This is a genomic window from Mesorhizobium sp. 2RAF21 (assembly GCF_052115345.1).
Taxonomy (GTDB): Bacteria; Pseudomonadota; Alphaproteobacteria; order Rhizobiales; family Rhizobiaceae; genus Mesorhizobium; species Mesorhizobium terrae.
Window position 1 is genome coordinate 93,547 of the sequence record NZ_JBFRGM010000001.1, and the last position, 12,889, is coordinate 106,435.

Annotated in this window: 13 protein-coding genes; 10 read left to right on the forward strand and 3 right to left on the reverse strand. The window is 62.7% G+C overall.

Annotated elements, in window-relative coordinates:
- Nucleotides 1-13: 13 nt before the first annotated feature.
- From AB4136_RS00490 to AB4136_RS00500, 3 genes are all read right to left on the reverse strand, one after another.
- A complete protein-coding gene (locus AB4136_RS00490; protein WP_024922940.1) occupies nucleotides 14-1,654 on the reverse strand; it encodes an acyl-CoA synthetase in 1,641 nt (546 codons plus the stop codon).
- 62 nt (nucleotides 1,655-1,716) lie between these two features.
- Nucleotides 1,717-2,484: a sulfite exporter TauE/SafE family protein gene (locus AB4136_RS00495; protein ID WP_024922941.1), complete on the reverse strand. Its 768-nt coding sequence runs from the start codon at nucleotides 2,482-2,484 to the stop codon at nucleotides 1,717-1,719.
- Between the two features lie 107 nt (nucleotides 2,485-2,591).
- On the reverse strand, nucleotides 2,592-3,317 hold the full coding sequence (locus tag AB4136_RS00500; protein WP_024922942.1) for a class I SAM-dependent methyltransferase: 726 nt from the start codon (nucleotides 3,315-3,317) through the stop codon (nucleotides 2,592-2,594).
- Between the two features lie 139 nt (nucleotides 3,318-3,456).
- Between AB4136_RS00500 and AB4136_RS00505 the strand changes: the two genes are divergently transcribed.
- The 10 genes from AB4136_RS00505 (at nucleotide 3,457) to AB4136_RS00550 (ending at nucleotide 12,827) form a co-directional block, all read left to right on the forward strand.
- On the forward strand, nucleotides 3,457-3,918 hold the full coding sequence (locus AB4136_RS00505) for a GNAT family N-acetyltransferase (RefSeq protein ID WP_024922943.1): 462 nt from the start codon (nucleotides 3,457-3,459) through the stop codon (nucleotides 3,916-3,918).
- 97 nt (nucleotides 3,919-4,015) lie between these two features.
- Complete coding sequence (locus AB4136_RS00510) at nucleotides 4,016-4,663, forward strand: thiamine phosphate synthase (protein WP_024922944.1); 648 nt, start codon at nucleotides 4,016-4,018, stop codon at nucleotides 4,661-4,663.
- A gap of 344 nt (nucleotides 4,664-5,007) precedes the next feature.
- On the forward strand, nucleotides 5,008-5,976 hold the full coding sequence (locus tag AB4136_RS00515) for a tetratricopeptide repeat protein (protein WP_051504826.1): 969 nt from the start codon (nucleotides 5,008-5,010) through the stop codon (nucleotides 5,974-5,976).
- Between the two features lie 107 nt (nucleotides 5,977-6,083).
- Entirely contained in the window at nucleotides 6,084-6,650 is a 567-nt protein-coding gene (gene efp, locus AB4136_RS00520) for an elongation factor P (protein ID WP_024922946.1), read from the forward strand.
- Nucleotides 6,651-6,703: 53 nt separating this feature from the next.
- Nucleotides 6,704-7,504: an inositol monophosphatase family protein gene (locus AB4136_RS00525; RefSeq protein ID WP_024922947.1), complete on the forward strand. Its 801-nt coding sequence runs from the start codon at nucleotides 6,704-6,706 to the stop codon at nucleotides 7,502-7,504.
- A gap of 102 nt (nucleotides 7,505-7,606) precedes the next feature.
- On the forward strand, nucleotides 7,607-8,299 hold the full coding sequence (trhA, locus tag AB4136_RS00530; protein ID WP_024922948.1) for a PAQR family membrane homeostasis protein TrhA: 693 nt from the start codon (nucleotides 7,607-7,609) through the stop codon (nucleotides 8,297-8,299).
- A 91-nt stretch (nucleotides 8,300-8,390) separates the two neighbouring features.
- Nucleotides 8,391-9,410 (forward strand): MotA/TolQ/ExbB proton channel family protein, encoded by a 1,020-nt coding sequence (locus AB4136_RS00535; RefSeq protein WP_024922949.1) that lies wholly within the window; start codon nucleotides 8,391-8,393, stop codon nucleotides 9,408-9,410.
- A 1-nt stretch (nucleotide 9,411) separates the two neighbouring features.
- Nucleotides 9,412-10,443, forward strand: a complete 1,032-nt coding sequence (locus AB4136_RS00540; RefSeq protein WP_024922950.1) for a peptidoglycan -binding protein — start codon at nucleotides 9,412-9,414, stop codon at nucleotides 10,441-10,443.
- A 146-nt stretch (nucleotides 10,444-10,589) separates the two neighbouring features.
- Nucleotides 10,590-11,453 (forward strand): outer membrane protein, encoded by an 864-nt coding sequence (locus tag AB4136_RS00545; RefSeq protein WP_024922951.1) that lies wholly within the window; start codon nucleotides 10,590-10,592, stop codon nucleotides 11,451-11,453.
- A 198-nt stretch (nucleotides 11,454-11,651) separates the two neighbouring features.
- Entirely contained in the window at nucleotides 11,652-12,827 is a 1,176-nt protein-coding gene (locus AB4136_RS00550) for a phosphoserine transaminase (RefSeq protein WP_024922952.1), read from the forward strand.
- Nucleotides 12,828-12,889 lie beyond the last annotated feature (62 nt).

Here is a 12,889-nt window from a genome sequence, read left to right on the forward strand (position 1 = left end):
GACGGGGCCGGCCTCAGCCGGCTTTGGCCATTTCCCGCAGCCGGAATTTCTGGATCTTGCCGGTCGAGGTCTTGGGAATCTCGTCGAAGATGATGGCTTTCGGCACCTTGAAGCGGGCAAGCAGGCCCCGGCAGTGTTCGATGATCTCGGCTTCCGTCGCGGTTCTGCCTGGCTTCAGCTCGACATAGGCCACCGGCACCTCGCCCCATTTGTCGTCGGCACGGGCAACCACACCGCAGGAAGCCACGGCGGGATGCTTGTAGAGCGCGTCCTCGACCTCGATCGATGAAATGTTCTCGCCGCCGGAAATGATGATGTCCTTGGAGCGGTCCTTCAACTGGATGTAGCCGTCGGGATGCATGACCCCAAGGTCACCGGAGTGAAACCAGCCACCGGCGAAAGCTTCATCAGTCGCCTTCCGGTTTTTCAGATAGCCCTTCATGACGATGTTGCCGCGAAACATCACCTCGCCGATGGTTTCGCCGTCGGCGGGTGTCTTTTCCATGGTGGCGGGGTCCATTACGGTCAGGCCCTCCAGCGCCGCGTAACGCACGCCCTGGCGCGCCTTCCTGGCGGTGCGGTTCGCCTTGTCCAGCATGTCCCATTCGCCGTGCCATTCGTTGACGACGGCCGGACCATAAGTCTCGGTCAGGCCATAGAGATGGGTGACCGCGAAACCGGCATCGGCCATGCCGGACAACACCGCTTCCGGAGGCGGCGCGGCCGCCGTATTGAAGGTGACGGTCTGCGGAAAATCGCGCTTGTCCTCGTCCCTGGCATTGATCAGCGACGCCATGACGATGGGCGCGCCGCACAGATGAGTCACGCCATGGTCGGCGATGGCATCATACATCGCCTTGGCGCGCACCCAGCGCAGACAGACATGCGTTCCGGCCTGCACCGCCAGTGTCCAGGGAAAGCACCAGCCATTGCAGTGGAACATCGGCAGCGTCCACAGGTAAACCGCGTGCTTGCCCATGCCGGCATGGATCGTATTGGCATAGGCCATCAGGGCCGCACCCCGGTGATGGTAGACGACGCCCTTGGGATTGCCGGTGGTGCCGGACGTATAGTTCAGCGAAATCGCGTCCCATTCGTCGTCAGGCATCGACCAGGAAAAATCCTCGTCGCCGCTTGCGACGAAATCCTCGTAATCGAGCGAACCGATGCGCTCGCCCTTGGGATATGGCGCATCGTCCGCGTAATCGGGATCGTCATAGTCGATGACCAGCGGCTTCACCTTGGCCAGCGCCAGTGCTTCCTTCACCACGCCGGAAAACTCGCGGTCGACGATCAGCACCTTGGTCTCGGCATGGTCGAGCTGGAAGGCGACGATCGCCGCATCGAGGCGGGTGTTGAGCGAATGCAGCACCGCCTTCACCATCGGCACGCCGAAATGCGCCTCCAGCATGGGCGGGGTGTTCGACAGCATCACCGTCACCGTGTCGCTCTTGCCGATGCCGTGCTTCGCCAGCGCCCATGCCAGTTTCAGCGAGCGGCGCCAGAAATCCCGATAGGTGATGCGCTGATTGCCATGGATGATTGCTAGATGGTCGGGATAGGTCTTTGCCGCCCGTTCCAGGAACGACAGCGGGGTCAACGGCTGGTGATTGGCGGGATTTTTGTCGAGATCCAGCGCGTAGGGGTTTGTCATCCCGCCCTCCGAAACGAGTTATTTCCAGCACTTCAAGCACAGCTGGCGAACGGCGTCATCCTCTACAGAAGGCTGACCACGCCGTCCCACAACAGCTTGACCGCAACCAGCGCGATAGTCCCGTAGGTGAAGGGGTAGAACACCTCGGGCCGCATGCGCTTGACCAGCCATGCGCCGGCCAGCGTCGACAGCGGCGCCAGCGGCATCAGCACCCCTGCGGCGGCAAGATTGGCGGCGTCGAACTGGCCGAGCGCGAAATAAGGAATGAGCTTGATCGCGTTGATGATGGCGAAAAACACCACGCCTGTGGCGGTCAGCACTTTCGGGTCCATGCGAAGCGGCATCGTATAGACCTGGAAGGGCGGCCCGCCGACATGGGCGACGAAGCTGGTGAAGCCGGCAATGGTGCCCCAGAATGCTGCCTGGATCTTGTTGGGTTGCGTGGCGTGCGTGCTGCCGTGCCGATAGGTGAGATAGAGCCATCGCCCGACGAAGACGATGGTGACGGCGCCGACGATGAAACGCACCATATCGGCGGTCACGAACGCTGCTGTCGCCCAGCCTATGCCGATGCCGACCAGAGCGCCCGGCAGCATGTCGACGAGCGTCGTCTTGTTCTGCTGGCCACGCCAGGTCCACAAAGAGACGATGTCCATCACGACCAGGATCGGCAGCAGGATCGCCGCCGCCTGCACGGGAGACATCGCCAGCGCCATCAGCGGAACGCCGATCAGGCCAAAGCCGCCCACCCCACCCTTGGTGAGACCCACCAGGATGACCGCAGGCACGGCAACGGCGTAGAACCAGGGATCGGTGAGCAGAGCGGACATGCCGGGAGGGACTTGAGGAGGCGACAGCCCTTACCTAGAGCATTTCGCGGTTTGGTTGAACCGATATTCGCGCGACCGGCCTGGCCTCACCAGAATGGACCACCATTTCAGCGGCTGGCCGAAACAAGCAGGAACATCGGCCGTTCCAGTTCCTCCGCGAGTTCCGGTTTCGCCGCGATCTGCTCGGGCGTCGGACAGAATTCCTCGACATGGTTCAGGGTGAAGCCGGCGGCGATGAGCGCGTTCAAGGTGGTGCCGATCGTGCGGTGATATTTGACGACCCCCTCGGACAGCCAATCGGTGGTACGCGGCCCCTCGATGAAATAGCAGTCGATGGGCCAGGTCCTTTTTCCCTCGGCATCGATAGACCAGCCGGGCTTGGATGGCGCCATGAGGACGGGATGCTCCGTCGAAAAGACGAGCCGCCCGCCAGGTGCCAACGCCTGATGGATCGCAGAAAACAGCCTCCCGACGTCGTTGACGTAGTGGAGCGCCAATGACGAATAGGCGAGGTCATAGGCCGCGGCTGGCAGGTTCAGTTCCTCCAGATCCGCGCGGCGGTATTCGATCGCCATGTCCGAACTCGCGACGGCGCGTTCCAGCATCTTCTGCGAAACATCGAACCCCAGCACGCTCGCGGCGCCCTGCTCCCACGCCCAACGGCAGAACCAGCCGAAACCGCAGCCCAGATCGACGATCCGGCGACCTTTGACCTCGGGCAGCATCGCCCGCAACGCCGGCCATTCGGGAGCGCCGGCCAGCCCTTCGACCGAGCGGACGAGACTGCTGTATCCGGCGAAAAACTCCGGCCGGTCGTAGATGTTCTGTGCCATGGTGATTGCCTTTCACCGCAACCATAAAGCCGCCACGCCGGCCTGCCAACACCGGACGGGAACTGCCCCATTCCTCACCAGACTTGCAGGCATGCAATCACCCGCCTATTGCGGACTCGAAAGACAGTGGAGACACCGCATGACTGGCGAGATTGCCTTCCGCCGGGCGAAACAGGCCGATGTCTCCACGATCGTCGCCATGCTTGCGGACGATCCGTTGGGCAGCGGCAGGGAAAACATCAGCGAGCCGCTGGCCGAGGGCTATTTCAAGGCATTCGCGGCGATCGATGCCGATCCGAACCAGTTGCTGGCCGTCATGACCGAGGACGGGCGCACCGTCGGCACGCTGCAACTCACCTTCATCGCCGGCCTGTCCCGGCAAGGCGCACTACGCGGCCAGATCGAGGCAGTGCGGGTGATCTGGGATCGTCAGGGCCAGCGGCTTGGCCAGAAGCTGATCGAATGGGCGGTTGAGCAATGTAGAAAGCGCGGATGCCGCGTCGTGCAACTGACCACGGACCGCAGCCGGCACGACGCCCACCGCTTCTACGAACGTCTCGGCTTCAAGCAATCCCATCTGGGTTACAAGATCGATCTCTGATCGACGGCTTGCGCGCCTGTTCAACAACGCCGCATTCGTCTATGCCGCAATGCAACCATCTTCGCCTCGCATAGGCGGAACCGGAACCGATATCGCCATGACCGAAACAACGCCACCCAACCGCTGCCGCATCGTGCTCATTCCACCGGCGGGCACAGCCGCCGAACGTGTCGTTGCCGCGTTCGCAAGCGGTGACATCGCCTCGCTGATCCTGCCGCAGGACGACAGGGACGAGGCAACGTTCCAGGCTTATGCGGAAAAGATCGTCCCTGCTGCACAGGCAGTCGGCATCGCCGTGGTGATTGCCGGCGACAGCCGCATCGCCGGACGGGTCAAGGCCGATGGCCTGCATGTCGAAGCCAGCAAGGCGGAACTGGCGGACGCCGTGGAACGCTTGCAAGAGCGGATGATGGTGGGCACCGGTGGCGCCAAGACACGTGACGACGCGCTGGAACTGGGCGAGGTGCGCCCCGACTACATCTTCTTCGGCCGCTTCGGCTACGACAACAAGCCCGAGCCGCACCCCCGCAATCTCTCGCTCGGCCAATGGTGGGCGGAAATGATCGAGATCCCCTGCATCGTCATGGCCGGGTCCGACATTGGTTCGGTGGAAGCCGTGGCGGCCACCGGTGCGGAATTCGTTGCCTTGTCCGCGGCGATCTTCGCCGACGGTGTCGAGCCGGCCACGGCTGTGGCCGAAGCCAACACGTTGCTCGACAAGACCGCACCGCATTTCGAGGGTTGAAGATGCAGCCGCGCCGCCTCTTCGCAGCCGCCTTTGTGGCGCTCGGTGTAGCGGTCCCCGCGGCCGTAGCGGCCGAAACCGCACAGCCGCCGAAGCCGGACGCCGTGACGCCTACCCCCCAGACGCAGGCAACGGAACCGGCGTCCGCCGCAACCACTCCAGCGCAGGGGTCACCAGCGGAAACGAGCCTGCAGCCGAACCAGCCAAATGCCTCGGTCTCTGAGCCATCGACGCCCACGCCGGTAGCGCCCGGCCAGCCTGCGCCCGGCGAAAAGCCGGAGGCGCAACCGTCCGAACCGTCAAAGCCGGCGGGCATCGCACCGGGGCAACCCGCTCCGCCCGCCGTGCGGCCGGAACTACCTAAGCCCGATCAATCAACGACGGCGGCAAAGAAGGGCGACCGTCCCATCGCCAACACCTTGCCTCAACCGGCAACGACCGCCGAACCGAAGCCGCTCGACATCGACCCGATGCGTTTCGGTGGCAAGAAGCCGGACCTCGCCTACGGCGCCTACCAGCGTGGGCTCTACAAGACCGCCTACAATCTGGCGATCGAACGCGCCAACCAGGGCGATGCCGCCGCGGAAACGCTGGTCGCGGAAATCCTTTCGCGTGGGCTTGGCATGCCGGTCAACGGTGCGGAAGCCGCGAAATGGTATCAGCGCGCCGCCGAACAAGGCGTCTCGGAAGCTCAGTTCCAATACGCGTTGATCCTTCTCGATGGTCGCTTTGCCAAGAAGGACGACAAGGAGGCGCAGGCGCTGCTGCAAGCGTCGGCGGAAACCGGCAACCCGCTGGCGCAGTTCAACCTCGCGCAGCTTCTCGTCCAGCGCGAACCCGGCGAAAACGGGCTTGCCAAGGCTGTGCCTTATTATGAGAAGGCTTCGGACAGCGGCCTTGCCGACGCGCAATACGCCATGGCCCAGATCTACGCCAATGGCGCCGCTGGCAAGAAGCAGGACGATGCCGAAGCAAGACGGCTTCTGGTCTTGGCGGCCCGGCAGAACTACGACACCGCGCAGCTCGACCTCGGCCAGTGGCTGGTCGACGGGCGCGGCGGCAAGCGTGACCTCAAATCGGGCTTCAACTGGATGAAGCGCGCTGCCGAAGGCGGCAACGTCGCCGCGCAAAACCGGCTGGCGAAACTCTATGAAGGCGGCATTGGTGTCGACCCGGACCTGGTCACCGCCGCCGCTTGGTACATCGTCGCGCGCCGCGCCGGGCTGATCGACCAGCAAATGGAAGACTTCATGCAGGGCCTGGACGACGATCAGACCAAGCAGGCGTTGCAGAAAGCCAATCGGCTGCGCTAGCGAACGAAAACCCGGCTTTCGCCGCGTCTCTTGCCTCTTTCGGCAAATTATGGTCTTGGAGGCGCCGAAATCGCCCATCGGCGAACCTCTTTTCCGGATCAACCATAATGGCCAAGATCAACGGCAACGAAATCCGTCCCGGCTACGTCATTGAGCATGACGGCGGCCTCTGGGTGGCAGTGAAGACCAACACGGTGAAGCCCGGCAAGGGCGGCGCCTACAACCAGGTCGAGCTGAAAAACCTCATCAATGGCACCAAGCTCAACGAGCGTTTCCGCGCGGCGGAAACCGTGGAGCGCATTCGCCTCGACCTGAAGGATTTTTCCTTCCTCTACGAGCAGGGCGAGGCGCTGGTGTTCATGGACACCGAGAGCTACGAGCAACTCGAATTGCCGAAGGATTTCGTCGGCGACCGTGCCGCCTTCCTGCAGGACGGGATGATGGTCACCGTCCAGCTCTACGAGGACAGGCCTATCGGCATCGAACTGCCCGACCAGGTGACCCTGACCATCACCGAGGCTGATCCCGTAGTAAAAGGCCAGACGGCGGCGTCTTCCTACAAGCCGGCGGTGCTCGAGAATGGCGTCCGCGTTCTGGTGCCGCCGTTCATAGCTTCAGGCGAACGCATTATCGTCGACACCAACGAGATCACCTACGTCCGCCGCGCGGACTGATATCGGGTCCGACGTCTTCTACGTCGCCCTTCTACTTTCAAGGACCATCCAGCATGGCGCGTTCCGCACTTCTCAACGTCATGGTTCAGGCCGCGATGAAAGCTGGCCGCTCGCTGTCGCGCGACTTCGGCGAAGTGCAGAACCTGCAGGTCTCGATGAAGGGGCCGGGCGACTATGTCAGCCAGGCCGACCGCAAGGCGGAAGACATCATCTTCACCGAACTGTCCAAGGCGAGACCCGGCTACGCCTTTCTCATGGAAGAGCGCGGCACTGTCGGCGGTGACGACGATCAGCATCGCTGGCTCGTCGATCCGCTGGACGGCACCACCAACTTCCTGCACGGCATTCCGATCTTTTCGGTCTCCATTGCTCTCGAGCGTCAGGGCCAGATCGTCGCCGGCGTCATCTACAACCCGGCCATGGACGAGCTCTACACGGCCGAACGCGGCGGCGGCGCCTTCATGAACGATCGCCGCTTGCGTGTCGCCGCGCGCACCAAGCTGTCGGACACCGTGATCGGCTGCGGCGTCCCGCATCTCGGCCGCGGCCACCACGGCAATTTCCTCGTCGAACTGCGTAACGTCATGGCCGAAGTGTCGGGCATCCGCAGGCTCGGCTCCGCCGCGCTCGACCTCGCCTATGTCGCGGCCGGCCGCATGGACGGCTTCTGGGAAGGCGGCCTTTCGCCCTGGGACATTGCTGCCGGCCTCCTGATGGTCCGCGAGGCGGGTGGCTACGTGTCCGACGCGAAAGGCGGCCAGGACATGCTGGAGCAAGGCACGGTCGTGGCCGGCAACGAAACGATCCATCGCGCGCTGCTGGCAACCGTCAAGAAGCCGCTGCAAACGCGCTGAAGCCGTGCGACGGCGCGCTGAAGCGCCGCAGCCACGAAACCGTTACACGAACTTGAAATACTGGCTGGCGACCGCCCAGATAGGGCGGATGCAGGTTCGATGATGAGCGATAGACAGCCAGAAACCGCTTTCAACATTCCGTTCGTCGGACGGTGGCACTATTCACGTGCCGAGATGATCGCGGACGGCATCGTTCATGCCGTTGGCATCGTTCTGGCCATCGCTGCCGGTTCGGCGATGCTGACGCTCGCCGCCTCGCGCGCCGCGCCCGGCGAATATGTCGCCGCGGCTTTTTATGTTGTGGCGTTGCTGACGGTGCTTTCCGTGTCGATGGCCTATAATCTGTGGCCGGTCACCTCGCGCGTCAAATGGGTGCTGCGCCGCTTCGACCATTCCGCGATCTATCTGCTGATCGCTGCAAGCTATACGCCCTTCCTAGCCCAGCTTCAGAACGCAACCCTTGCCGGCTCGATGCTGGTCCTTATCTGGACGGCCGCGCTCGCCGGAATGGCCATCAAGGTTTTCCTCCCCGGCCGCTATGACAGGCTGGCCATTGTCTTTTATCTCGCCATCGGCTGGAGCGGCGTGGTTCTCATGCAACCGCTGATCGAGGCATTGCCGTCGACTACCATCGCGCTGCTGCTGGCGGGTGGTATCGTCTATTCGCTCGGCGTGGTTTTCTTCGCCTGGAAGGGGCTGCGTTTTCACAACGCGCTCTGGCACGGTTTCGTCGTGACGGGCGCCGGCCTGCATTTCGCGGCCATGCTGGACAGCCTTGTCATCAACCGACTTTGACATCCGACGTGTCGCGCCTTCCAATTTCGTCACATTTCCGTTTAGAGTCGCCACGATCCAATTCCACGGCGACATCGGAAACGGGGCCGGAATGACCTTTCTTAAATCCATCACCTCGGGGCGGCGCTCGGACGTCTTGAGCTACGACCCGCACAAGCTTTCCAGCCCACAGGTGTTCGTGCTGACTATGGTGGTGTTTCTTGCCATCGTCGCCTTCATCGCCATCGTCCTGTCACGGCAGATTTCGACCGCCTTCACCACCAATCCCGGCCTTAACGGGCTGATCGTCGGCGTGCTTGTGGTCGGTATCCTGCTTGCCTTCGCGCAGGTCGGCAGGCTGTTTCGCGAAGTACGCTGGGTCAATTCCTTCCGCGCGGGCTCGGAGACCACGGAGCCTGTCCTGCTCGCCCCGATGAAGGCCATGCTCGGCCGTTCGTCGTCGCTCGCCTTTTCGACCAGTTCGATGCGCACCATGCTCGATTCGATCGGCACCCGCCTCGACGAAAGCCGCGATACGTCCCGCTATCTGGTTGGACTGCTGGTCTTTCTCGGCCTGCTCGGCACATTCTGGGGCCTCCTGCACACAATCGGCTCGATCAGCGAGACGATCCAGTCGCTGGATCCCGGTTCGGGCGACGCAGCAGCCGTGCTCGACGCATTGAAGCAGGGACTGTCGGCGCCGCTTGCCGGCATGGGCACCGCGTTTTCATCTTCCCTGTTCGGCCTGTCGGGCTCCCTGGTGCTGGGTTTCCTCGACCTCCAGGCCGGACGCGCGCAAAACCGCTTCTACACGGAGCTGGAAAACTGGCTGTCGACGGTGACCGACCTTTCCTCCGACATCGTCGGTCCGGATGCGCGCGCCGAGTCCACCGACGAACTCCGCGTGCTGTCGGAGCGCCTGCGCAGCCTGCAGGAGAGCGATGGCTCCAACCCGCGCGTCGCCACCGCCATGGCCAATCTTGCCGACGGCATCTCTGGTCTCGTCAAGAACATGCGTTCCGAACAGCAGATCATGCGGGACTGGGTCGAAGCGCAATCGGACGAACAAAAGGCCATGCGCGCCACGCTGGACAAGATCGCCCAGGCGCTGAAGAGCCGGGAGCCGAGCTAAAGTGGCGCTGGCAAGGGGGCGACGCAGCTATCGCCATATCGACTACTGGCCAGGGTTCGTTGACGCGCTGTCGACGCTGCTGCTCGCCATCATGTTCCTGCTCTCGGTTTTCGTGCTGGCGCAGTTTCTGCTCAGTCGCGAGATTTCCGGCAAGGACGCGGTGCTGAACCGCCTCAACTCGCAGATCAACGAACTGACGCAGCTTCTGGCCCTGGAAAAGGGCAATACCCAGGACGCGCAGGATTCGCTTGCCAATCTGCAGGCCTCGCTGACAGCCGCCGAAGCGGAAAAAAGCCGGCTGCAGCAGCTTTTGGCCACCGGCTCCGGCGCGGGTGACGCCGCCAACCAGCGAGCCAGCCAGCTGGCAGGTGAACTTGATACGGAAAAGCAGGTCAGCCAGCGCGCGCTGAGCCAGGTGGAACTGCTCAACCAGCAGATCGCCGCCCTGCGCAAACAGATCGCTGCGCTTGAGGATGCGCTCAATGCATCCGAGCAGCGCGACCGCGAATCCAACACCAAGATCGCCGACCTCGGTCGCCGCCTCAACGTGGCGCTGGCGCAGCGGGTGCAGGAACTCAATCGCTATCGTTCGGATTTCTTCGGCCGTTTGCGCGAGATTCTGTCCGACCGCGACAATATCCGCATCGTTGGCGACCGGTTCGTCTTCCAGTCGGAAGTGCTGTTCCCAACGGGCTCCGAAGAGATCAACGATGCCGGCAAGGTAGAGATGAAGAAGCTGGCCGACGCGATCATCGAGCTGCAGAAGGAGATCCCGCCGGAAATCAATTGGGTACTCCGGGTTGACGGGCACACCGACAACAAGCCGCTTTCCGGAACGGGCCGCTTCAAGGACAATTGGGAATTGTCGTCGGCGCGTTCGACGGCGGTGGTCAAGTTCCTGATTGCCAATGGCGTCCCGGCCAACCGACTGGTTGCGGCGGGCTTCGGCGAATACCAGCCACTCGATACCGGCGACAGCGACGATGCGCGCAGCAAAAACCGCCGCATCGAACTGAAACTCACCGAACGCTGACGTTAAGGCTTTCCGCAGGCCAGCAAAATCAATGCGGTAACGCTTCGTTATCCTTAACCGCGACTTAACCACTATGGTTAAGAATGCTCCCAGATGGCGACCGCCCTCGCATTTGCGGCCGGCGACAGTTTCGGGAGCTTGGGTCCATGCAATTCAAACTACGCATCGTGCTGGCGCTGGCCGCCGCCGTGCTTCTGCCGCAGGCTTCGGCTCTCGCCGCCGACTACGATCCGCCGATCTATGTCGACCAGGCGCCGGAATATCAGCCCGTCGAAGTGGGCTCCGGCTGGTATCTGCGCGGCGACATTGGTTACGCCTTCTCCGACCCGTTCAAGCGGGAACAGGGTTTCACCGATACGTCGAACTACGAATACAGCTCGCACGAATTCACCGGCACGGTCGGCGTCGGCTATCATTTGACGGACTATCTGCGCACCGAACTCAACTTCGGCATCCTGCCGGGCAACAAGTTCAGCGACACCGTCCTCGTCGCCAATGCGTGCCGCGGCCACACCAATGTCATCGTCGGAACCAATCCCATCGTCATCCAGCCAGTTGCCGCCACCCAGGATTGCAACGTCGGTAACTTCGGCTCCAACAAAGCCTACACCGCGATGGCGAACGCCTATGTCGATCTCGGCACCTATGTCGGCTTGACCCCCTATATCGGCGGCGGCCTTGGCATCGCCTATACCAAATATTCCAAGTCGATCGGCAAGAAGGATTGCAAGGAAGTCTCTCCCAATTCCAGTGGCGCTGGCGGTTTTGCCTGCGATGACCCGGCCGGGTACGATGGCCAGGTTGAATCAGAGGCGAAATTCAACTTCGCCTATTCGCTCGGCGCCGGTCTCTCCTACCAGATGACCAAGAACGTATCGCTCGATCTCGGCTACGAATATTTCGCCATACCGGGCGCCACCTACGTCGCTTATGACCGCGGCCAGTTCAACACCCACAAGGGCCTCGACTACCATCAGGTCAAGCTCGGCTTCCGCTACGATCTCTGGTAGAGACAACAGCGACGGCAAGATTTGGACGGCGGGCCTTGTGCTCGCCGTTTTCGTTTGCGGCCCGCCGCATCGGCGCCAACGAATGTTCCCGTAGCGACTTTAACTTTCCTCTTGACGCCGCAGGCGCCGAGGAATATCGCCATCCGTGGGCCACCCCTCCCCAACGAGGGGCCAGCTATCTGGAAGGATAGAACCACGATGACGATCGTCACCAAGCCCGGACTCCGTCCGGCAAACCCCAATTTCTCTTCAGGTCCCTGCGCAAAACGTCCCGGCTGGTCGGTCGAGACGTTGAAGAATGCTGCCCTTGGTCGCTCGCACCGCGCCAAGATTGGCAAGACCAAGCTCGAACAGGCCATCGCGCTGACCCGCGAAATTCTCCAGGTTCCGGCCGACTACCGCATCGGCATCGTTCCGGCTTCCGATACTGGCGCCGTCGAAATGGCGCTATGGTCGCTGCTCGGCGAACGCGGTGTCGACATGGTCGCCTGGGAATCGTTCGGCACCGGCTGGATCACCGACGTGGTCAAGCAGCTCAGGCTCGAAGACGTGCGCAGGTTCGAAGCTCCCTATGGCGAGCTCCCCGACCTCGCCAAGGTCGATTTCGACCGCGACGTCGTCTTCACCTGGAACGGCACGACCTCAGGCGTGCGCGTCGCCAATGGCGATTTCATCCCGGCCGACCGCAAGGGCCTGACCATCTGCGACGCCACCTCGGCCGCTTTCGCGCAGCGTCTCGACTTCCAAAAGCTCGATGTCGTTACCTTCTCCTGGCAGAAGGCGCTGGGCGGCGAAGGCGCGCACGGCATGCTGATCTTGAGCCCCCGCGCCGTCGAACGCCTGGAGACCTATAAGCCGGCCTGGCCGTTGCCCAAGATCTTCCGCCTGACTTCCGGCGGCAAGCTGATCGAAGGCATCTTCAAGGGTGAGACAATCAACACACCGTCGATGCTGTGCGTGGAAGATTATCTCGATGCGCTGAACTGGGCGAAGGCTCTCGGCGGCCTCGATGCGCTCATTGCCCGCGCCGACGCCAACTTCGCGGCTATCGACACCTTCGTGAACAGGTCCGGTTGGCTCGGCCATCTGGCCATCGCGCCGGAAACGCGTTCCAACACCTCGGTCTGCCTGTCGATCGTCGACCCTGAGGTGGCAAGCCTCGACAAGGACGGCCAGGCAGCATTCGCCAAGGGCATCGCGTCGGCGCTCGACAACGAAGGGGTGGCCTTCGACATCGGCCATTATCGCGATGCCCCTCCCGGACTTCGCATCTGGGCTGGAGCCACGGTCGAAACGGCCGATCTGGTTGCGCTGATGCCGTGGCTCGACTGGGCCTTCGCCAATCAGAAAGCCGCGCTCAAGGCCGCTGCCTGACCAGACCCGCGGCGGCCTCCGGGCCGCCCTTTCCCCGAACAGTTTGATCACTCTTCAAGGAG